At 71.7% G+C, this 21,437-nt stretch carries 18 protein-coding genes; 5 read left to right on the top strand and 13 right to left on the bottom strand.

What is annotated here, in order from left to right:
* Positions 1–22 precede the first annotated feature (22 nt).
* Together WMF28_RS30115 and WMF28_RS30110 are read right to left on the bottom strand one after the other, a co-directional pair.
* Entirely contained in the window at positions 23–427 is a 405-nt protein-coding gene (locus WMF28_RS30115; protein ID WP_437596794.1) for a hypothetical protein, read from the bottom strand.
* A 155-nt stretch (positions 428–582) separates the two neighbouring features.
* Positions 583–1,416, bottom strand: a complete 834-nt coding sequence (locus WMF28_RS30110) for a hypothetical protein (RefSeq protein ID WP_437596793.1) — start codon at positions 1,414–1,416, stop codon at positions 583–585.
* A gap of 387 nt (positions 1,417–1,803) precedes the next feature.
* On the opposite strand from WMF28_RS30110, the gene WMF28_RS30105 reads away from it, so the two are divergent.
* Positions 1,804–2,439: a hypothetical protein gene (locus tag WMF28_RS30105; RefSeq protein ID WP_437596792.1), complete on the top strand. Its 636-nt coding sequence runs from the start codon at positions 1,804–1,806 to the stop codon at positions 2,437–2,439.
* Between the two features lie 206 nt (positions 2,440–2,645).
* Positions 2,646–3,023: a hypothetical protein gene (locus WMF28_RS30100; RefSeq protein WP_437596790.1), complete on the top strand. Its 378-nt coding sequence runs from the start codon at positions 2,646–2,648 to the stop codon at positions 3,021–3,023.
* Positions 3,024–3,067: 44 nt separating this feature from the next.
* Here WMF28_RS30100 and WMF28_RS30095 read toward each other — a convergent pair whose 3' ends face one another.
* The 3 genes from WMF28_RS30095 to WMF28_RS30085 form a co-directional block, all read right to left on the bottom strand.
* Positions 3,068–3,325, bottom strand: coding sequence for a hypothetical protein (locus WMF28_RS30095; protein ID WP_437596789.1), 258 nt, complete (start codon positions 3,323–3,325; stop codon positions 3,068–3,070).
* A gap of 118 nt (positions 3,326–3,443) precedes the next feature.
* The gene (locus WMF28_RS30090) at positions 3,444–6,008 is read right to left on the bottom strand and encodes an ATP-binding protein (RefSeq protein WP_437596788.1); all 2,565 of its coding nucleotides are present in this window, start codon (positions 6,006–6,008) and stop codon (positions 3,444–3,446) included.
* A 141-nt stretch (positions 6,009–6,149) separates the two neighbouring features.
* Positions 6,150–7,772 (bottom strand): ABC-F family ATP-binding cassette domain-containing protein, encoded by a 1,623-nt coding sequence (locus tag WMF28_RS30085; protein WP_437596787.1) that lies wholly within the window; start codon positions 7,770–7,772, stop codon positions 6,150–6,152.
* A gap of 290 nt (positions 7,773–8,062) precedes the next feature.
* Here WMF28_RS30085 and WMF28_RS30080 point away from each other — a divergent pair, with 290 nt between their 5' ends.
* Positions 8,063–8,419 carry an arsenate reductase family protein gene (locus tag WMF28_RS30080; RefSeq protein WP_437596786.1) on the top strand — a complete coding sequence of 119 codons (357 nt, stop codon included), beginning with the start codon at positions 8,063–8,065 and terminating at the stop codon, positions 8,417–8,419.
* 238 nt (positions 8,420–8,657) lie between these two features.
* Positions 8,658–9,509 carry a hypothetical protein gene (locus WMF28_RS30075; RefSeq protein WP_437596785.1) on the top strand — a complete coding sequence of 284 codons (852 nt, stop codon included), beginning with the start codon at positions 8,658–8,660 and terminating at the stop codon, positions 9,507–9,509.
* A gap of 188 nt (positions 9,510–9,697) precedes the next feature.
* Here WMF28_RS30075 and WMF28_RS30070 read toward each other — a convergent pair whose 3' ends face one another.
* From WMF28_RS30070 to WMF28_RS30055, 4 genes are all read right to left on the bottom strand, one after another.
* On the bottom strand, positions 9,698–10,378 hold the full coding sequence (locus tag WMF28_RS30070) for a hypothetical protein (protein WP_437596784.1): 681 nt from the start codon (positions 10,376–10,378) through the stop codon (positions 9,698–9,700).
* A 61-nt stretch (positions 10,379–10,439) separates the two neighbouring features.
* Complete coding sequence (locus WMF28_RS30065; RefSeq protein WP_437596783.1) at positions 10,440–11,501, bottom strand: hypothetical protein; 1,062 nt, start codon at positions 11,499–11,501, stop codon at positions 10,440–10,442.
* A 139-nt stretch (positions 11,502–11,640) separates the two neighbouring features.
* Entirely contained in the window at positions 11,641–13,185 is a 1,545-nt protein-coding gene (locus WMF28_RS30060; protein WP_437596782.1) for a serine/threonine-protein kinase, read from the bottom strand.
* Positions 13,186–13,431: 246 nt separating this feature from the next.
* Entirely contained in the window at positions 13,432–15,480 is a 2,049-nt protein-coding gene (locus WMF28_RS30055) for a hypothetical protein (protein WP_437596781.1), read from the bottom strand.
* A 253-nt stretch (positions 15,481–15,733) separates the two neighbouring features.
* Here WMF28_RS30055 and gndA point away from each other — a divergent pair, with 253 nt between their 5' ends.
* On the top strand, positions 15,734–17,266 hold the full coding sequence (gene gndA, locus WMF28_RS30050; RefSeq protein WP_437596780.1) for an NADP-dependent phosphogluconate dehydrogenase: 1,533 nt from the start codon (positions 15,734–15,736) through the stop codon (positions 17,264–17,266).
* A 127-nt stretch (positions 17,267–17,393) separates the two neighbouring features.
* Here the strand turns inward: gndA and WMF28_RS30045 are convergent, their stop codons facing one another.
* From WMF28_RS30045 to WMF28_RS30030, 4 genes are all read right to left on the bottom strand, one after another.
* Positions 17,394–17,861: a hypothetical protein gene (locus WMF28_RS30045; protein ID WP_437596779.1), complete on the bottom strand. Its 468-nt coding sequence runs from the start codon at positions 17,859–17,861 to the stop codon at positions 17,394–17,396.
* 387 nt (positions 17,862–18,248) lie between these two features.
* The gene (locus WMF28_RS30040; protein ID WP_437596778.1) at positions 18,249–19,391 is read right to left on the bottom strand and encodes a hexokinase family protein; all 1,143 of its coding nucleotides are present in this window, start codon (positions 19,389–19,391) and stop codon (positions 18,249–18,251) included.
* A gap of 129 nt (positions 19,392–19,520) precedes the next feature.
* A complete protein-coding gene (locus WMF28_RS30035) occupies positions 19,521–20,687 on the bottom strand; it encodes an AgmX/PglI C-terminal domain-containing protein (RefSeq protein ID WP_437596777.1) in 1,167 nt (388 codons plus the stop codon).
* A 212-nt stretch (positions 20,688–20,899) separates the two neighbouring features.
* Positions 20,900–21,337, bottom strand: a complete 438-nt coding sequence (locus WMF28_RS30030; RefSeq protein WP_437596776.1) for a response regulator — start codon at positions 21,335–21,337, stop codon at positions 20,900–20,902.
* Positions 21,338–21,437: the final 100 nt, after the last annotated feature.

Here is a 21,437-nt window from a genome sequence, read left to right as displayed (position 1 = left end):
GGGCGGGCAGGGCCGATCGGGATCAGCCGCAGGTGCCCTGACCGCAGCCCGCGTGGCCGGCCTTCTTGGCGCCCACCTTCTTCGCGGCGGGCTTGACCGGGGCGGAGGTCGGGGTGGGCGGGACGGGCGCCGGGGTGGCCGTGGGGGCGACCAGCGGCGCCGTCGCGGCGGACTGCACGTCGCTCGCCGGCGCCGGCGCCGGGGCTTCGGGCGCGGCCGGGGCCGCGGGGACGTTCGCGCCCGCGGCGGCGTCGCCGGAGGTGGTCTCGGCCGGCGCGGGCTCGGCCGGCGCGACCGGGGTCGCCTCCTGCTCGGCGGGGACCTCGGTCGCGTTGACCGGCGCCTGCGCGCCGCCACAGCCGCTCATCAGCATGGCACCGGCGCTCAGCGCGGCGAGCGTCTCGTAAATGCTCTTCTTCGACAGCATCGTGTGGCTCCTCTGGTTCTCGTCATCGACGGGCCTGCACCCCCTACGGGCGAGGCGTGATCCGGTTTCCCGGCGGCGTCCGGAGCGCCATGTCTCTCAGACCCGCCAGGGTGCCGCAACGGCTCACCGGGGGCTCCACCGGCGGCGCGCGGCGCTCACCGCGCGGCGCTGCCCGCGGGCGCCGTGGCCGCAGCGCCCGCGGTCGCGGTGAGCTCCAGCGACACCATCGCCTCTTTGGCGACCTTGGGCGACAGCACCTCGAGCGTCTTCTGGGCGAGCTTGCCGAACGCCTCGCGCGGGCGGACGTCGTGCTCGGCCAGCCCGACCGAGAACGGCTTCGCCGTCTTCACGGTGACGGCGGCGGGCCTGTCGCCCTCGTACCTGAACGTGGCGATGAGCTCCACGGTCCTCGGGGTCTGCCGCTGGTGCAGCAGGAGATCGCCCGACGCGGTGACGGTCACCGTCCGCTCCGCGCCGGACAGCTTCGAGAGGTCCTTCTCGCCGGCGGTCGAGATCGACCGGATCGCGAACTGGGCCTTCTCGTTCTTCGCTCGGACGTCGCCGGGCGTGTCCTTCGAGATCTCGAGCCAGGTGCGCGCGTGCTCGTTCTGCAGGTCGCTCTTCTTCTCCTCGCCGGGCTTGCCGTCGTCGCCCACGGCGGTCTGGAAGAGCTCGAGCGTGGAGAGGTCGACCGTGATGAGGCCTGTCGTCCTCGTGATGTCGGCGGGATCGACCTGCAACGTTCCGCCGGCGGCGCCCTCGATCCGCCCGCGGATCTTCTCCCGCGGCGCGTCCATCGCGAGCTCGACCCTGCTGCCCGCCCTGTCGATCGCGAAGGCCGCCGCGGCGGGCGCCTTCGCCTCCGGCGCCTTGAGCTCGGTCGCGGCGGGCGCGAGGGGGGGCGGCGGCTCGCCCTGGCATGCGGCCGCGCCCGGCCCGGCGGCAGCGAGCACGAGGAAGAGCAGGGGCCTTGTTCGCCTCGTTTTCATGCTCGTCTCCTGGATTCAATGAGTTGATGCGCAGCCGCCCCGGTCGCGTGACGAGCTCCACTTGAACAGGATGGCAGGAGGACGGGAAGGAAGATCGGGGCTGCCCGTCCCCCCACCCGCTCGCTCGATGTCGCTGTCGATCCGAGCTGGCTCGCGGCCGCGAGCGGCGTCCGAGCGAGCGAGCGATCGCTCGGTGCGCTTCGCTTCACTTCCACGTACGGATTACGTGCGAGCGGCGGCGCGGTTTCGCCGGCGGACGCGGCCGCGCGGGGGCGGACGGGTGGCGCGGGGTGGGGCCGCCGGACCCGCGCTGCACAGCCGCGTGTGGCCTGCGGTGTGCACGAGGCGGCGTCGACGACGGAACCGGTCCACGGGGGGAGAACAGCAATGAGCACGCAACGATTCGCGGCGCCGGCCTTGGCCGCCGCCGCCATGATGGCGTTTGCCGGCGCGGCGGAAGCGCAGGGGGCGGCGCGAGCGGAACAGCGCGATCGGCCGGCGGGCAACGTCCCTCCGGCGGATCAGCCGCTCATCCGGCGCATCCCCGAGCCCTCGATCGCGGTCGAGGGCGGCTTCGGCATGCTGGGCTACCTGGGTGGCGCCGCGGGCGTCGGGCCCACCTGGAACGTGCGCGTGACCGGGACCATGTCGCCGCGCGTGGCCGTCGAGGGGAACTACATCGGCTCGGTGAACCAGCGAGCGACGCTGGGGAAGTCGCTCGTGATGACCTCGCTCGACGCGGGGCTGCGCTACAACGTCCTGCGCGCCGACGAGGCGATCGTGCAGCCGTTCGTTGTCGCGGGGGTCGGCTACACGGGCTGGGCGGGCGAGGGCGGCGACGCGTTCGCGGTGTCGGTGCCGCTCACCGCGGGGGTGGAGCGGCTGGTCACACGCAACGTCAAGCTGGGCGTCCGGCTCAACTTCCGCCCTGCCTTCTTCGACGACCTGACCGTCCGCGGCTCGGCGACCCAGACGGGCGGAGACAGCTGGGCCCTGATCGCGCACGGCGGCGGCGCGTTCTGACCGGGGTTGAGGCGGGCGGCTCGTTCCGACCGGGGTTGAGGCGGGTGGCTCGTTCCGACCGGGGTTGAGGTTGCGCGGGACTGCCTCTCTGGCAGCCGGCAAAAGCGCCCGGGCGACGTCGTTCCGTGGAGTAGTCTGCCGGGCGCGCCGGGCGGCGACCTGCCTTTCGGGTTCCCGGCACGACCTCACCCACGGAGAACGACCGCATGAACACGCGCAGCAGCTCGCCCCGCCGGGGCCTGCTCTTCCTCTTCACGGGGCTCGCGCTCGCCGGGAGCGCCGCCTGCACGCCCCGGCCGCAGGCGACCCAGGGGACGTCGACGACAGCGACCGGCCCGACACCGGAGAGCGACTGCTCGGTCGGGCCGCTTCTTACGTGCCCCAAGGGACAGCTCGATGGCTGCGCCAACGGGACCACCACGGTGCACCGATGCGTGGAGGCAGGGCCGGGGAAGTGCCTCGACATCCGGGCGGCGCTCGTGAAGTGCCAGGAAAACGAGATCCTGACCCACGAGGGCTGCCCCGAGCCCGCCTACATGCAGCGATGCGCGCCCAGGCCGACGCAGCAGCAGCAGCAGCCGTGAGCCGGCGGCCCGTCGCGGACCGCGGCATCGCTAAAACATAGTAATTACGAAGTCTTGCGACCAGAGCTCCCCGCGGGGAGCTTCGTGTCCGAGACGATCGGCCCTCCCTCGTACACGCCGGCGCCGCCCTCGCTGCCCCAGGTCTCGACCTCGCCGGGGGGAGCGTCCTCTCGCTCGCCGGACGACGTGATCGGCCCGCGGACGCCGGGGACGTCCGCCTGCGGGTGAGGCCGCTTCTCCTCGCTGACCTCGCGCGCGGCGCGCGGCGCGCCCAGCTGGTCGTGCGTTGTCTCGTCTCCCATGTATCCTCCTTCCGGAGGCGTCTGGGGCCGGCGCGCTCGATCGTCCACTCCTCCGCGGAGGCCGTGCCGGCGCGCTCGCCGCAGGCTCATCCCGCGGCCGCGCGGACCCGCCGCCGGCTCAGCCCTCGGCGTTCCCCACCGGGATCGTGAACCGGAAGGTGGTCCCCACGCCCACGCGGCTCTCCACGTGGATGGTCCCCCCGTGCGCGACGACGAGCTCGCGGGCGATGGCCAGCCCGAGCCCGGTGCCCTTGTAGCCGTTCCGCTGGCCGCGCCAGAACCGCTCGAAGAGGTAGGGCAGCTCGTCCTCCGGGATCCCCGGCCCCGTGTCCGCCACCGAGAAGAGGACGTGCTCCTGCCGGTGCTCGCACCGCACCGTGATCGACCCCTGGGCGCCCGTCACCTTGACCGCGTTGCTCAGCAGGTTCGAGAGCACCTGGAGCACGCGATCGCGATCGCACACGACGAGCGGGACGTCCTCGGTCGACGACACGACGCCCAGGTGGATCCCCTTCTCCTGGGCCTGCGGCTCGAACGTCTCGACCGCCTCCCGGCCGATCTCCCGCGGGTCCTGCGGCTGCCGGCGCAGCGCCAGCCGGCCGGCGCGGAGGCTCGCGAAGTCGAGCAGGTCGTGGAGCAGCCGATCCATCCGGTGCGCCGAGCGCTGGATCGCCTGGATCGCCTTCGATTCGCCCGTTTCCCCGCGCACCGCCGCGCGCTTGGTCATCACGGCGGCCGCCGTGATGATCGCGCTCAGGGGGTTCCTGAGGTCGTGGGACACCGTGGCGAGCACGTTGTCCCGGAGCTCGATGGCGCGCTGCGCGGCCTCGTACACCCGGGCGTTGTCCGCGGCGAGCGCCGCCCGCTGCGCCAGATCGTGCGCGACCGCGAGGTCCGCCTCATCGTAGATCCGGCCGGACTCCGCGGTCGCCAGGGTGATGCAGCCGAACGTGCGGCCCCGCGCGACCATCGGGACCACCATGGCCGACGTGATCCCGAGCTCGCCGACGAGCCGGCGGAAGGCGGCGTGCTCGCCGAACGAGGCGAGCAGCGGGTGCGACAGGTCCCGGACGAGCTCCGGGCGCTCGATGCAGGGGACCTTCTCCATCAGCGCCGCGAGCCCCGGAGGCGGATCCACCTCGCGGAAGATCGCGTGCGCCCTCCGGACCGCCTCCGGATCCGCGTGCGTCACCGTGACCCGCCGCGCCGCCTCGAGCTCCGGGAGCGTCTGGATGACGCACCAGTCCGCGAGCTCGGGGACCGTGAGGCGGCCGAGCCGGTCGAGCGTGCTCTGGAGATCGAGGCTGTCGCTCAGGGCGGCGCTCGCGGCGGCCAGGAAGCGCTGCCCCTGCTCGGCGCGCGTGCGCTCGGTGATGTCGAAGAAGGTCACGACGCCCGCCGAGACGCGCCCGACCGGGTCCCGGACCGGCGACGAGCGCACGAGGATCCGCCCCCACGTGCCGTCCCCGCGGAGCACGTCGATCTCCTCGTCGTTCACGACCTCGCCGGTCGTGACGGTGCGCGCGAGCGGCCACTCCCACGTCTCATACGGCTTGCCCGACCGCGGGTGGAACCCCCGGTAGAGGTTGTAGCCCTCGATGCTCCGGACGCCGGCGAGCGACCCCCGGAAGAGCGCCGTGGCCTGCTGGTTCGTGAGCAGGACGCGCCCCGTCTCCCGCTCGCCGATGATGAGCCCCGCCGGCATCTGCTCGATCACGGTCGCGAGCAGCGCGCGGGCGTCGTCCGCCTGGTGCCGCGACGCGCGCTCCTTCGCGACGAGCTGCGCCTGCACGATGATCCCGGTCGCCCGGCTGGTCATCGTGCGGAGCATCAGCAGGTCCTCCTCGGAGAACTCCGCGGCGCTGCGGGAGCCGAGGATCGCGACGCCGATCGGGTGCCCCTCGTGGAGCAGCGGCACGCCGTAGACGGCGCGCAGCCCCCTCGACCGGATCTCGCGCGCCGTCACGGGCAAGGTCGGGAGCGCGGCGTCGAGCGAGGTGGGACCGCGCAGCGCGAGGACCGCCCGGGCGAGCTCCCGCGTCGCCTCGAGCGGCGGGCCGAGCAGCGGCCCGTCGCCGAGGCCGGCCGTCGCGTGCACCTCGAGGTGGTCCCCGTCCCCGAGCAGGACGATCGCCACGTCCACGGCGGCCGCCGCCTCCCGCGTGGCCCGGATGAGCGCCTCCAGGAAGGTGTCCAGGTCGCTGCTGCCGAGGGCGGCCGCCGAGATCGCGTCGAGCGCCTGGAGCACGCGCACGCGCGCCTCCTGGTAGCGCGACACGGCGTCCGCGATCGCCTCGTCGAGCGCCGCGTTCAGCTGGATCAGCTCGCGCCCGCCGTCTCCGTCGCCGTCCCGCTCCCAGAGCTCCAGGATCACGGCGCGGAGCGCCGCGTATTCCATCACCACGTCGGCGAGGTCGTACCCGTGGGCGAGCCGGCTCAGCGCGTGATACCCGGGCATGGCCTGGAGCTTCTGGTCGATCGCGGCCCGCGTGCTCGCGCTGCCCGTGACCTCGGCGATGTAGTCGAGGACGTTCGGGATATGGTCGGTCAGCATCGGATCCGACAGCCGCCGCGCCGGGCTCAGCGCCTGGACTCGCTGCTTCCAAGCCTCCAGGATCGCGCCGTGGTGGCGCTGGACGAAGCCGGAGAGCCGCTTTGGGCTCGGTCTACCGAGCTGATCCATCTGGGCCCTTACGATAGCGCGAAAGCTTGAGCGTGTGTTCACCTCGCGCCGCGTGGTGAGCGGAGCCGACGAGCGGGAGTCGAGCTCAGGTACAGCCCGCATGGCCGGGCGCGGCCCGCGCGGCCATGCGCGAGGTCCCCGTCAGCTCCGGATGCCTGGCGCCTCGTGTCCGCTCTGGGCGACATACTCCAGGTATCCGCCGCCGTAGACGCGCGGTCCCTCGGGCACGAGCTCGAGGACGCGGTTCGACAGCGAGGCGAGGAAGCGGCGATCGTGCGAGACGAACAGCATGGTGCCCTCGAACGAGGCGAGCGCCCCGACGAGCATCTCCTTGGTCGCCATATCGAGGTGGTTTGTCGGCTCGTCGAGGACGAGGAAATTCGGCGGATCGTAGAGCATGATCGCGAGCACGAGGCGGGCCTTCTCGCCGCCGGACAGGATGCGACAGGGCTTGTCGATGTCGTCGCCGGAGAAGCCGAATGCGCCGGCGAGCGTGCGGAGCGAGCCGATGGAGGCCTGGGGGAAGCTCGCGACGATGGACTCCCAGACCGAGCGGGTCGGGTCGAGGAGCTCCATCGCGTGCTGCGCGAAGTACCCCATCTTGACGCTCGCGCCGACGCTCACCTCGCCGGCGTCCGGCGCGGAGGCCCCCGCGATGAGCTTGAGGAGGGTGGACTTGCCGGCGCCGTTCACGCCCATGACGCACCAGCGCTCGCGGCGGCGGATCAGGAGATCGAGCCCGTCGTAGATGGGGCGGCCTCCGAACGATTTCGTGACCCCGTCGAGGCGCGCCACGTCGTCGCCCGAGCGCGGCGCGGGCTTGAACTCGAAGCGGATGGTCCTCCGGCGCTTCGGCGGCTCGACCTTGTCGATCTTCTCGAGCTTCTTCACGCGCGACTGGACCTGCGCCGCCTTGGCGGCCTGCGCCTTGAAGCGCTCGATGAAGCGCATCTCCTTCGCGAGCATCGCCTGCTGGCGCTCGTACTGGGCCTCGGCCTGCTGCTCGTTGATGGCGCGCTGCTGCTCGTAGAACTCGTAATTGCCCGAGTAGCTGGTGAGCTCGCCGCCGTCGATCTCGATGATCTTGGTGACGATGCGGTTCATGAACTCGCGGTCGTGCGAGGTCATGACGAGCGCGCCTGGATACTGCTTCAGGTACCCTTCGAGCCAGATGATCGACTCGATGTCGAGGTGGTTTGTCGGCTCGTCGAGCAGGAGCGCGTCAGGCCGCATGAGGAGGATGCGCGCGAGCGCGACGCGCATCTTCCAGCCGCCCGAGAGGGCGCCGACGTCGCCGTCCATCGTGGCCTGGCTGAAGCCGAGGCCGGCGAGGATCTCGCGCGCCTTGGCGTCGAGCGCGTAGCCGCCGAGCTCCTCGTAGCGGGCCTGCGCCTGCCCGAAGCGCTCGATCAGGCTTTCCATCTCGTCCATGCGCTCGGGGTCGGCGAGCGCGGCCTCGAGCTCGCGGAGCTCCGCGGCGACGGTGGAGACCGGGCCGGCGCCGTCCATGGTCTCGGCGACGGCGCTCCTGCCCTTCATCTCGCCGACATCCTGGCTGAAGTAGCCGATGGTGACGCCGCGGTCGATCGCGACCTGGCCGCCGTCGGGCGCCTCCTCCTTGGTGATCATCCGGAAGATCGTCGTCTTGCCGGAGCCGTTCGGCCCGACCAGGCCGATCTTCTCGCCGCGGTTCACCGCCGCGGAGGCCTCGAGGAAGAGGATCTGCTTACCGTGCTGCTTGCTGATGGAATCGAGGCGGATCACGAGGGTCGCTGCCGCTGGAGGCGGCTCCTTTCCGCGCACGTATACCAGACGGCCCGTCGCGCGATGTAGCAATTCTTGCACCCTGCGCGGCGGCCTGGGCGCGCTGCTGAGCCGTGGTGACTCTGCGCTTTGCTCGCTTCCGGACCGAGGTCTTTGCTTATGCGAGCTCGGGTTTCTCTCTTGCTATGGGGAATCTTTCCAGCGACGGCCCTCGGCTGTGGCAGCGGCTGCGCTTCTCCTGCATTTTCGTCGCGCTTGCTCTCTCCTGCGGGCGAGGGCAGAAGGCGGGCATGAGCAAGGTTCAGATCCTCTCCTATGCCGGCTGCAGCACCTGCAAGAAGGCGCTGAAGTGGCTCGGCGAGCGCGGCGTGGACGTCGCCGTCCGGCCCATTGTCGACGAGCCGCCGACGGCCGAGGAGCTCGCCCGGTGGGTCCCGGCCAGCGGGCTCCCGGTGCGCCGGTGGCTCAACACGAGCGGGCAGAGCTACCGCGCGCTCGGCAAGGCGCGGGTGGACGCCGCGAGCGACGCGGAGGTCGCGCGGTGGCTCACCGAGGATGGGAAGCTCGTCAAGCGGCCCGTGCTGGTGAAGGGCAACCGGGTGCTGGTGGGCTTTCGCGAGGACGACTACGCCGCGCTGCTCGGCTGAGCCGGCGCCGCTCCCCTGCGAGCCCCGGATGCGCGGCAGCGCGCCGCGCCGGGGAATGTGCGGCGACCGGCTCCTCGGGGGCAGGGCGGCAGGCGGCAGCGAGGCGCCTCGGCCATGTCCCCATTTCATTTGGGCGGTCACCGTCCTACCCTCGTGGATAGAAGATGTCTGGAAGACTGCCATGAGAAGGAAGACAGGGCTGTTTTTCGTTGGGTGCGCCGGCGCATGTGCCCTCGCGATGCTCGGGCTCGGATGCGCGCAGATCTTCGGCTTCGACAAGAGCTACGACACCGAGGGCGGGGCCGACGGGCGCGGCGGCGCAGGAGGCGGTGACGGCGGGGGCGCGACCGCGAGCAGCGGCGCCGGGGGCGCGACCGCGAGCAGCGGCGCCGGGGGCACGACCGCGAGCAGCGGCGCCGGGGGAGGGGGCGCTGGGGGCGGCGGTGCGGAGCCGGCGTGCGCGGTCCTCGAGGTGATGCCGGGGGAGAGCCTGGACCTGTCGATCATCGACGATATGGAAGACGAGGACCTCGCGATCCCCGAGGGGGACAGCGCAATCCCTCGAGGAGGGGACTGGTTCATGGACCACGACGAGTCCGTGGACGGGATCCACGAGCCTGTCAACGAGCCTGACCTGATGACCCCCCTCGACCCTCCGCGCGGCGATAGCCTCGTGGCCCTGCGCACGAGCGCGAATGACGGCTTCCGTGTCTGGGGAGCCGGTGTCGCCGTCTATGTGTACTACGATGACTACGGCGATGCCTCCGAGTACCGTGGCATCACCTTCTGGGCCCGCGCCGAGGAGGGCTCCTCCAGGAGGCTGAAGGTGATGTTCGTCGAACAGCAGACCCGCCATACGGGGGGCATCTGCGACAACGCGAACGACCGATGCAACGACCATTTCCACAAGCACGTCGTGCTGGCGGGCGACTGGAAGCAATTCAAGATTCCAGTGGAGTGCCTCAAACAGGGAGGGTTCGGTCAGCAGTTCGACGCGCCCGCCATGGACCGGCTCTGGGGCTTCTATTTCAGCTTCGATCCGAGGCAGGAGTTCGATATCTGGATCGACGATCTCGCCTTCTACCGGTAGGCGCAGGTCTCGGCAGGCTGACCCGTGCTGGTGAAGGGGACCGGATGCTGGTGGGCCCTCGCGAGGACGACCGCGCCGCGCTGTCCGGCTGAGCCCGCCGCCCCGCGCTGACGCCGGGGAGGCGCCGCGCGAGGGGGGAGAGGGCCGGGGACGCGTCAGGGCGCCGAGGTGAAGCGGCCTTCCCGGACCTAGCTCAGCTCGAACGAGCTCTCCGGGTCCAGGGTTTTGTCCGTCGTGCCGCCGCGCGTGCGGCTGATCACGATGTCCACATCGCAGCTCTCGGGCTCCTGTGAGCTCGTCGGGTCCAGCACGCCCGCGGCGATGGTGTACGTCCCCGTGTCGCCCCCCACATCGAACGTCTTGGAGAAGATGCAGTCGCCGTCCACCCGGATCACCATGTCGTCCCCCGAGCCGCTCGGCGACCACGCGATCGTGATGTCCTCGGCGCGCGAGACCGGCTCCTTGGGCAGCGCCTCGAGCTCGAACGGGTCGGGGAGCGTCCCGGCGTTGTTCGGCGCGTCGTCGTCGTCCTCGCGGTCGAGCCGCACCGTGAGCTCGGTGCCTCCCTCCCCGACGTCGAAGTGAGCCACATAGACCCCGGCGCTCTCGGAGCGCATCTCGACCTCCTCGTCGTCCGCGGTCGCCAAGATCCGGTCTCCCGCGCTCAGGATGACGTACGTGTTGCTCTCGTCGCCGCCTGCCTTGAGGATGGCCTTCAGGCTCGTCGACGACGCGCTCTCGGCGGTCGCCTCCAGGGTCGCCGAGATCCCTCCGGTGCGGATCTGCTTCGAGTCGAGTGTCTCCGTGCAGCCCGCGAGCAACCCGGAGGCGGCGAGCCCGAACATGGTCATCGTGGTCTTCGTGATCATGAGTTGTCCTTTCCTCATCGCCAACTACCACCCGGGCGCGCCGGCCCGGGTGCGGGCTGGCTCACCACCGGCTGTGCACCGCGACGCCGCCGCCGTTCGGTCCGGCGAGCAGCGACCAGCTCACCGCGCCGGCCTTCGGGCGGGGTGCGGCGCTGGCCAGCGAGCGGGCTGCTGCGGCCGCCCGCGGGCCGGGCGGGGACGGCTCCGTCAGGAAGAGCAGCACCGCCGCGCCCGCCAGCACCGCCCCGGCGCTGAAGCCGATCGTGCTCACCCTCCCGAGGGCCTTCGCGCGGTCGCCGGCGGCCTTTCCTTCGGGGGTGCATATCGCCGCGCCGGGGCTGTCGTCCTCGCACGCCTCGGCCGCGCGGCTGCTCTCGTCGAGCGCCATCCATCCGGTCACCGACCCGAGGACCAGCCCGCTCACGGCGAGCCCGCCCGCCACGTAGGTCACGATGCGGCGGCCGCTGGTCCCGGACGCCTGCGTGGACGGGGCAAGACCCTCGATGGGCTTCACGGGCGGCCCGACGACCTGGCTGGGCGGCCAATCCATCGGTCCCGCGCGCGACGGCTCCTCGACGGGGAGCTTCACCTCGAGCTCGATCGTCGTCGACGCGGACTTGTCGATCGTGAACCGCACCTCGTGCACGGGCCCCCCTGGCGCCCTCGTCGTCACGACGTGCTCTCCCGGGTTGACGGGGAGCGCGATGCCGAGGGAAGGCCGCTCCAGGGTGATGCCGTCGCGCTGCACGACCGTGCCCGCGGGCGCGCCGCCCGGCAGCGCCAGCGTGAGTTGCGGCACGAGCGGCGCGAGCGCGTTGCGCTGCTCGAGCGCGACCTTGTAGCGCTCGTGCTGCTGGAGCTTCTCGGCTTCCGACATGCGGGAGTACAGCGCCAGAAAATCGTTGTAGCGCGCAACGGCGGTGGCGATGCGCCCCCACAGGGCCTCGCACTCGGCGAGCGTGAACAGCCGCCCTGCGCGAGGATCGAGCCGATGGCTCTCGGCGAGGGCAGGGCAGCCCGCCGGATACCGGCCCGCCAGCATGTCCGCGAGGCCGCGGTTGAAGAGCGACTCGGCCACGGCGACGGCGTCGGGCTGCGCGCTGGCCGGAGCGATGAGGGCCATGCTCAGCAATCCGCTCAACACGGGCGCAGGCCAGACGAATCGCATCGGTGGAGCAGGAGATATCATCCCCGGGTTCGCCCCAGGCGAGAAAAGCACCGCTCCGCTGCCGCTGCATCCGGCCGCCGAAGAGGCCGCGACGTCAGTCCGCCGAGTAGAGCGCCTCCCGGGGCCTGGCCGAGGAGGAAGCGGACGGCTCCGCGGCCGGCGTGGGCCCGTTCCCCGCGTCGGGCGAAGGCGCCGCGCCGGGCGAAGGCGCCGCGCCAGGCGAATGCGCTGCGGCGGGCGAGGGCGCCGCGCCCGGCGAATGCGCTGCGGCGGGCGAGGGCGCCGCGGCGGGCGGCGGCATCGAGGCCCTCGCGCTCGCAGGCGCTGCTGCGGGGGCGGGCGTTCGGTCGCCGTCCTCGCGCGACGCGGAGGATTTCGTCGCAGGCATCAGGAGGCCGGCCGCTCCAGGCGCCCCGGAGGCCTCGGGGAGGGCGGGAGCCGGCCCGGTCCACGTCGGCGCGGGGGTCGGCGAGGCGGCTGCAGCCACGGCCGCCGGCACGTCCTCCGCAGCGCCGGGGGCAGGGGGCACACCCCCGCGCAGCGAGGCCAGCGCGATGGCGCCTCCGCCGGCCAGGACGAGGGCTGCGGCAGCGATCGCGGACCGGCTCCGCGGCCTCGCGGCGACGACGATCCGGGTCTCCAGGCCCGTGCTGGAGGACTGGGCGGCCGCAGGCACCGACGACGCGGGCCCCTGGCCCCCACGCGGGTCCGGCGTGTCCACCCTGGACAGGAGCGACGACCTCATCGACACGGGCACGATGTCGAAGATCTTGGCGAGCGCCTCCACGGCGGCCGATGCGGTCGAAAAGCGCGCCGCCGGGTCGCGCGCCGTCGCCTTCGCGAACCACGGGTCAAAGGCCGGGGGCAGCGTCACCCCGTCGGCCTCCGCGCGCGCACACGCGGGCTCCTGCGGGCCGTACATTGCGATGACCGCGAACGCGAGCGTGTTGCTGAACTCCCGCATGTCGTTCACCCAGTAGGCCTTGCCGACGAGGAGCGTGTACGCGATCATGCCGAGGGCGAAGAGGTCGGCGGCCTTCGAGAGCGACGCGCCGCTGAACTGCTCTGGCGCCATGTAGAGCGGCGTCCCGAGGGCCGCGGTCGTCGCCGAGTCGAGCGACGTCTCGGCGACGAGCTTGGCAATGCCGAAATCGAGCACCTTGATGCGGAGCTCGTCGTCGTCGTCGCTCGCCGCCAGGAAGAGGTTCGCCGGCTTGAGATCGCGGTGGACGACCCCGGCGGCGTGCGTCTTGTCGAGGGCGATCGCCGTCTGGCGCAGGTAGGCGATGACCTCCGCCGGCGACAGGCGCCCGGCGCGGCGGAGGCGCTTGTTGAGCTCCTCGCCGCGGAGCAGCTCCATGACGAGGAACGGCATGCCGGTCTCCTCGTCGATCCCGGCGTCGAACACCTCGACGATGTGCTCGGTCGCGATGCGGGCGGCGATGCGCGCCTCGAGCTTGAACCGGGCGTGGAATTCGGGGTTGTCGGCGAGGTGGGGGTGCATCACCTTGAGCGCCCGCCGCCGCTCCGTCTCGACGTGCACGACCTCGTAGACCGCGCCCATCGCGCCGGTCGCGATGCTGCGCACGATGCGGTACCTGCCTGCGAACAGCCTCCCCTCGTTGAAGTTCAGCGACATGGGTCCACCGCGTCGAACGAGCTTACACCTGAGGCCGGACGGCTGCACTCAGGAACTGGACGTCGTACGCCTCCCTACAACAAGGACGAGGTGTGGGGGCTGCGCGCTCGACCTACGCTGTCTGCGCTGTCTGCGATTGACGCAATTTGCGCCTTTCGCGATGTGTTGTCGAGGTCTGTTGTCGGCGCCGGCCGTGACAGCGTGCCATGCCTCGACAGACAGGCTCGGGGCGGCGGCAGATCCGGCTCAGAGCACGAGCACCGCGAGCAGCCGGGGCCCGTGGAACAGGTCGAAGCCGCCGATATCGAGCTTGCGGCCGACCGTGTAGGTCGTCTCGTCTCCGCGCCTCGTCGCGTGGATGCTGGACACGATGCCCTGGCCGATCGCCTCGACGTTGTAGGACAGCTCGGTCAGCAGGCGGAGCCGGCTGAGGTTCGAGGTCAGCCGGAGCCGGAGCCCCAGGGACAGGTTGCCGGAGAGCGCGATCATCGTCGCCTCGTCGGCCTCGCGCGCGCCGCCCGGGACCGCGGGATCCGCCGGGAAGGCGTAGCGCACCGGTCCGGCGCCGCCGTAGAGGCCGAGGTCGCCGAACGGCGCGAGCCGCGGCCACTCGCCGTTGCCCATCCGCACGCTGAAGCCGCCCTGGTAGAAGCGCGACGTCACGCTCTGGGCAGGGCTCTGCCGCTCGAAGACGTAGACGTCGCCCGTGCCCGGATCCCGCTCGCGGAGCGCATAGAAGATGCGCGGGAGCTTGTAATCCATGTACCGGAAGCCGACGAGCAGCTCCTCGAGATAGAGATCGTCCGCGGCCTCCGGGAAGAGCTTCGTCACGTCGAAGCCGACGTCCACCTGGCGGACCAGGAGCTGGAACGGCGCGCTCGCCAGGGCGCCGGCGTCCCGCCCGGTCACCGGATCGACGGCGAGCTCGGTCACGGTCCCGGCGGTGAACCGCGCGATCTTGAGGCTCGTGCTGATGCCGGCGAGGTCGGCGCCGATGTCGAAGACGTCGCTCGCGAACCCGTTCAGGCCGATCAGCCTCCCGAGCGAGCTGTCGTACGCGATGTCGCCCCCCGACGAGAACAGCCGGTCCGTCTTGAACCCGGCGTTGAGGCGCGCGGCGTTGCGCACGTGCTCGAAGTCGTACGTGAGCAGCGCCCGGCCGCCGACCATGAACACGGGATCGACGTCGTAGGCGAGCCGCCGCGTCCGGCCCCGGTAATCGTTGATGCCCCCGGAGGAGCTCGGGCTCGCGAGCTGGTGGAAGAAGAGGAGCTCGACGTCGCTCTTCAGCTGCAGGTGGACGGCGTCGAGGCTGATCGCCCTGCCCTGATCGAGCAGGCTCTCCTGCATCTCGAAGCCCGCCGTGTCCTCGAGCGGCGTCCGCGCCGGCACGGAGAGCGCCTCGGCGCAGGCGGAGAGCGCCTCGCGCTGCTCCTCGAGGACCCTGGAGAGCGCCTCCGCGCGCGCCACGGTGGCCCCGTAGCCGGGCTCGCCCCGCGCGACGCGCCGGGCCTGCTTCACCACGTAGGGCGCCACGGCGAGCGCCTCGGTGTGCATCCGCAGGAGGAACGACGTGACGCGGAGGGCGTCGCGCGCGAGGGTCGCGGCGGGCTCCTGCCCCGCGCCCGCCGCGCGGAGCGTGGCGGCGGCGCCCGCGATGTCCCGCTGCGCTCCGGCGAGCGCCCGCCGCTGCGTGGCGACCCTCCCCTTCGCGGCGCCGATCTCGGGCGTGTCGAGGGCGCCGAGGGGCCTTCCGGCCGAGAGCCGCTCGACGTTCCGCTCCTCGGCGGCGAGCGCCCGCGCGTGCTCCACGAGCGCCTGCCACGCGGCCGGCAGGCGGCTCGCGGCGCTCTCCCCGGACGCTGACGCGGGCGCCGCGAGCGCCGCGAGCGCGTCGAAGAGCCGCGCGAACGCGGGCGGCGCCGGCCGGGGCGCCGCCGCGCGGGCGAGCGCCTCGTCGAGCTTCACGCGGTAGAGCTTGGCGAGCGGGACCTCGTGCTCCCCGTCGTACGGCGCCGCCTCCTCGAGGCGCTCGCGGAGCCGTTCGCCCTCGTCGTCGTCGAGGCGGAGCGCCGCGACCCACGGGTCTCCCGGGGAGTAGGGCGTGTTCGCGAGGACCTCGTCGGCCAGCCAGGCCGCGCGCTCCAGATCGGCCGCGCGGTCGTCGATGATCGCGCGGCGGGCGTCCTCGTTGGCGAAGGCGCGCGCCGCGCGGACGTTGTACGTGGCGGGGCCGCAGGCCGAGGCTGCGGCAGCGGCAAGGAGGAGGCCTGCGAGCGCCGGGCCCGGTCGCACCGGCGCGAGCCTACCACGGCGCGCGAGCGCGGCTCCACGCCGGCGGCGCGGCGTCCAGCGACCGCATACGGCGGCCGGTCGCGAGCGCACTGGACGCCGCGCCGCCGGCCTGCTCAGAATGCGCGGCCGTGGCTGCCAGCCGACCGAACGAGATTGACGGCGCGCGGGCCGGGGCCTTGCTGAGCCCTCCGATGCGCGCAAGACAACCGGTCGCTGACGGAGCATGAGCAACGTGTGAAGGAGAAGAACCGGGATGAATGATGCCACATCCAGCTGCGACATCGGCATGATCGGCCTGGCCGTCATGGGCGAGAACGTCGCGCTCAACATGGCCGACCACGGGTTCAAGGTGGCCGTGTACAACCGCACGGTGCAGGTCGCGAAGGACTTCGTCGCGAGAAACCCGAGCACCCCCGGCGGCCTGGTCTACTGCGAGACGCTGAAGGACTTCGTCCGCGCCCTGAAGAAGCCGCGCAAGGCGGTGATCCTGGTCAAGGCCGGTCCGCCGGTGGACATGGTGGTCAAGCAGCTCCTCGAGGCGGGCGTCGAGCCGGACGACATCGTCGTCGACCTGGGCAACTCGCTCTGGACCGACACCATCCGTCGCGAGCAGGAGTACGCGAAGCAGTGCAAGTTCTTCGGCTCGGGCGTCTCCGGCGGCGAGGTGGGGGCGCGCTTCGGCCCCTCGCTGATGCCCGGCGGCGACCCCGAGTCCTGGAAGCACCTGGAGCCGATCTGGCGCGCGATCGCCGCCAAGGTGGATCCTGCGACCGGCAAGCCGCTCGAGGACGCGTCCCCTGGCAAGCCGGTGGAGGGCGGCGTGCCTTGCACGGCGTACATCGGGCCGAACGGCGCGGGCCATTACGTGAAGATGGTCCACAACGGCATCGAGTACATCGACATGCAGCTCATCTGCGAGGCGTACACGCTCCTCGACGGGCTGCTCGGGATGTCGAAGGACGAGATGTCTCAGGTCTTCGCCGAGTGGAACAGCGGCGATCTCGACTCGTACCTCATCCAGATCACCGCGGATATCCTCCAGCAGAAGGATCCTGTCCACCAGGACAAGCCGTTCGTCGATTTCGTCCTCGACACGGCGGGGCAGAAGGGCACGGGCAAGTGGACGAGCAGCAATGCGCTCGATATGGGCATTCCCGCGAACGCCATCGCCGAGGCGGTGTTTGCCCGTTGCCTCTCGGCGCTGAAGGACGAGCGCGTCGAGGCCTCGAAGCAGCTCGCGGGACCGACCCCGACCCCGGTCAAGGACCGGCAGGGGACGATCACGGCGATCCGCGACGCGCTGTATTGCTCGAAGATCTGCGCCTACGCCCAGGGTTTCCAGCTCATGGCGGCGGCCCAGGCGGAGTACAAGTGGAAGCTTGATTTCGGCACGATCGCGAGCATCTGGCGCGGCGGCTGCATCATCCGCGCCCGGTTCCTCCAGAAGATCACGGAGGCGTACACGCGCAATCCTGGCCTGACGAATCTCCTGCTCGACCCGTACTTCAACGATCAGATCAAGCTGGGTCAGTCCAACTGGCGCAAGGTGGTCTCGATCGCCGCGCAGAACGGCGTCTGGGCGCCCGCGTTCATGTCGGCCCTGTCGTACTACGACGGTTACCGCGCGGCCCACCTGCCCGCGAACCTCCTGCAGGCGCAGCGCGACTACTTCGGCGCCCACACCTACGAGCGCACCGACCAGCCGCGCGGCAAGTCCTTCCACCTCGACTGGCCGCATCCCTCCCGTCCTCAGCTCGAGATCAAGGGGACCGGCGGCGGGCACTGACCTTCGCCGGCTCCGCACGCCCATCGTGATAGCGCAGGGCTGAGCAGGTCCAGCCAGGCCCGCCGGACCTCCCTCCTGGGGCCGGGTCTCCAGGAGGGCCTCAGGGCCCTCTCCCAGGAGCACCCCCTCAGGTGAGGCTGATCCGCGGCCGCAGGTTCCGCTCGCGCAGGAACGGCTCGAGGTCGTCCATGATGTCGAGCTGCACCCCCGCCAGGCTCATCGCGGCCGCGATCGTCTGGATCCCCATGCGCCCGAGCTTGTTCATCTCGGGCGGCGGACGGACCACGATGTGCTCGATCCTGTCGCGCACGCTGAGCCCCCACTGCGTCAAGACCACGCGCGCCTCGGTCTCGTACCGCACCATGAGCGCCATGTCGTAGATGAAGTACGCCCGCTCTCCCGGGCGCATGACGCCCACGAGCTTCTGGTACGCGTCGACCGAGATGAACCGCGCCAGGTCGCCTGTCGCCGCCGTCTCCCGCAGGAGCTGCACGACCATGCCCGACGGCTGCGTGATCCACACCCCGACGCTCCCGCTGTCGTCGAGCAGGTGCGGCTGCCTTCGGAACGCGAGTCTGCGGTTCGACGGGAGCATGTCTCTAACGACGATAGCCATTCCGGCTGCCGGGGCCGGCCCGCGACGACCGGAGGCGCCCCGCCGGCCCATCCGGTCCGGCAACGCCGAAGCATGCTGCTGTTCCACACATCACCGACCGAACTCCTCCCACGGGGTCAACGCTGCGCCATGGTGGTCCCAAACGGCGGATACGGCCAGAAATGTGCGATCCTGCCGCCACAGGATGCCCGCGGCAGGGTCGCGCCGCCAGGCCGGACGCCGCGGTCGCTCTGGATAGATAAGCGTAAATCCTGGAAAATTGTGTCCTTTCGCGCTCCTGGCAACCTGTTCAGGCTTCGCGCTTCCGGTCCCGGCGCGCTCCTCGCCGCGCGCCGAGCGGCGAGCGAAGGCGACGCGCGCGGCCGATCAGGCGAACAGCGCGGCGCAGGCCGACCCGATCAGGTTGACGTGGTCGAGCCGGGCGATCCGCGGCTCGACGCGCGAGCCGACGAGCGAGCGCAGCGTCTCCTGCACCCGCGGCGCGTAGCGGGGGTCGCCCCAGAACAGGCTGCCCTCCGCGAGGATGCCGATCCCCGGGGGGCTCTCGAGCACGTCGGCGACCGCCGCGAGCGCCGACGCCACGAGGTCGGCCGAGCGCTCGAGCAGGTCGCCGGCGACCCGCCGCGCGTCCCCCGCGCCCTCGTCGCGGAGCCGCACGAGATCGGCGGAGCTCGTCAGGGGGGCGTGGTCCGGGCACAGCCGCGCGAAGAGCCGCGGCAGGTAGGCCCCGGACACCGCCTTCTCGAAGCGCTGGGCCCCCGGGTTCTCCGAGCTCGCGTCGACCTCCGCGTCGAAGGGCTGGAGGTGCGGAGGGTTGAAGTTGCCGTTCTCGAGGTTGACCGCCATCGGCGCGACGAAGTGCCCCGTCTTGAGCTTCGGGATGCGGCCGGCGGGGAGGAACGTGGCCATGTTGGTCCCCGTCCCCACGATGAGCCCGACGAACGCCGCAGCCTGCGACCCGCCGTGCGCGAAGGCGCCCCCGAGCAGGCTCGCCACCGTGTCGTTCAGCACCCGGACCGGGCCCGGCCGGAGCCTCCGCGCGCCGAGCGCCCGGCCGAGCCGCTCGCCCACGCAGGTGCCCTCGACCCCCGCGACCTGGACGCCCTTGGTCCAGCGGAGCAGCCGCGCATCGAGCGACGGCAGCGTCTCCGAAGGATACGAGAAGCAGTACCCCACCGGCAGCCCGTGCACGGCGCCGAGGCGCTCGACAAGCTCCGCCTGCACATCGAAGAAGGCGTCGCCCGCGACCTCCGGCCCGCCCGGGAACTTCGCCGGCTCGGGCCCCGCGACGATGCGCGACACGCCGCCCGGCAGGAGCTCCACGACCGCGGCGCGCAGGTTCGTGCCGCCGGCGTCGACCACCACGGCGCGGCCCGTCATCCCGTCCGGCGGCGGCGCGAGGTACGCAGGGAGCGCGGCGATCTCGGTGCCGGGCGTGGAGAGGCCGAAGACGATGCGGGCCGCGAGCGTGCGGCGGATGTCCTGGAGCTCGGTGAGCGAGAGCTTCATCGGGGAAATGCTTACCCTCTGGCCCCTGAGAAGGAAATAACTTTGCACATCAGGCCGCGAGCATGCTTGGCGCCGGCCCCGCTCGGACGGTAGATGTTCACCGCCTCGCCCCGGCGATTGCGCTCTGCGTCACCTGGCGGACGTGGCCGAAGAGCGGTTGTCGTCCACACCGAAGACGACGGGATAGACCACCGTGGCGACGCTCTTGCGGTCCGTGGGGGAGGGGAACCGGAGGCCGCGGAAGACGTCGAGCACGCAGCCAACGACCTTTGGATCGCGGAGCGGCGGAGCGGTCGACGACGGCGCCGATGCGCCGGGCGAGGGGAGCGCGATGAGGAGGGGCGCGTCCGCGGGCGGGTGATCGGCGTCCCCCGCGTACGTCACCTTCCCCTCGCCATCGACGGCGAGGTGCACGGGAATGCGCCCCTGGAGCTTCGGGTTCTGGCGAAGGCCCTTTTCGTAGCAAGCGCGCATTGCGCCGAAGTTCTCCTGGACGACGCGCCGCACGACCTGGGGTGGAATGTGCGCTTTGCCCTTGATCGGATCATAGGGGTTGCTCTTGCAATGGCCGACGATGCTCCGGACGACCTTGGCGTCCTGATCGAGGTCCCGCTCCAGCCCGGCGCGGCTGGCGCCGGCCTTCTTGCGGTCGGGCGCGACGAGGGACGCCCGGAATTTGCGGACCGCGGCGCCGGTCCGGGCGAAGCTCTCCCGGAGCTCGGTGGCCGCCTGGGCGAGCTTCGGATCCGAGGCCGGAACCGCGGCCGTGCGGGCCCAGAGCTCGAGCCGGTCCGCGATCCGCCGGAGCACGTCGGGCGGCGTGCTCAGATCGGATTGCCGGAGCACCTCGATCATCCGTGAGGCCTTCTGCACCTCCGGCCCGAGCGCCTTGCAGTCGGCCTCGAGCGAGCGGGCGGCGCGTCCCTTGTCGGCCGGGCGGACGGGGGCGCGTTCCTTGCCGGCCGAGTGGACGGGCGTTCGCCCCTTGTCGGACAGGGGGATCGGGGCACGCTCCTTCGGGGCGTCAGGCGCGCTGTCGCGGGCGCGCTCGCTTCCAGGCAAGCGCAGGGCGGCGCGCTCCTTCTCCACGGGCGCGCGCAGGGGGGCCTCCTCGGGCGAGGGCAGGGGGGCCTCCTCGGGCGAGGGCGGGGGGGCGTGCGTCTCTCCGAGCGAGCCGTGCTGGGCGGCGCTCAGGACGTGCGCGGGACCAGCGTCGGCTGCCGGCTCTCTCCGCGACGCCGCCCCGCAGCCCAGCAGGGCATGAACTCCGACGAGGACGAGCAGCGCGCTTCGCATCGGTTCCTCCGAGGTGCGTCCGACGTACGGTCCGCCGTTTTGATACAGTACACCGGTCCGAACAACCGCTGCACGCGAAAGCTGCACGCGAAACGGCGGCGCCCTCCCGGAAGTGCGACAGGCGGGGCAGCGCGCCCCTCTCACACACCCCCTCTCACACACCCCCTCCCCACACCCCCTCACCTCGCGAGGCCCGCCCCGGAGCGCGCGGCTCAGTACGGCGAGGAGCGCGTGCGGTCCCCCTCGTTGTCCACCTTGTCCGGCTCGGCGGACGAGGCCTTCGACGAGGCGGCGATGAGCTCGCGGATGCTGCGCTCCAGCTGCTCTATCCTGATCGGCTTGCTCAGGAACATCGCGTTCTCCACCTGGCGGAGGCCCTCTCGGATGGCCGGGTCGCGCGTGCCGGTGAGCAGGATGATCGGGAGGTCCGCGCGGACCTTCCGGACCATGGAGACCAGCGTCAATCCATTGATATCGGGTAAGTAATAATCCGTGACCAGGACGTCGGCCTGCATGATGAGCGCCCGATTCTCGAGGGCATCCCTGCCGTGGAGAAAGCAGTGCACGCGATGGCCGTCGAGCGTGAGGATGTCCTGCCACCCTTCGCACAGCTCCTCGCTGTCCTCGACGATGATGATGTTCAGGAGCATGCTCCCACCACCACATGGGCCTGCGTGCCAACACGCACGCAGGGCATTCACGACGGACTAGCAGCTCGTGCGACGGACGTCGAGGTTTCCAGTCCCAGGG

It is taken from the genome of Sorangium sp. So ce590, assembly GCF_051521365.1.
In the GTDB taxonomy this organism is placed as follows: Bacteria; Myxococcota_A; Polyangia; order Polyangiales; family Polyangiaceae; genus Sorangium.
This window is presented reverse-complemented; position numbering and strand designations above follow the sequence as displayed.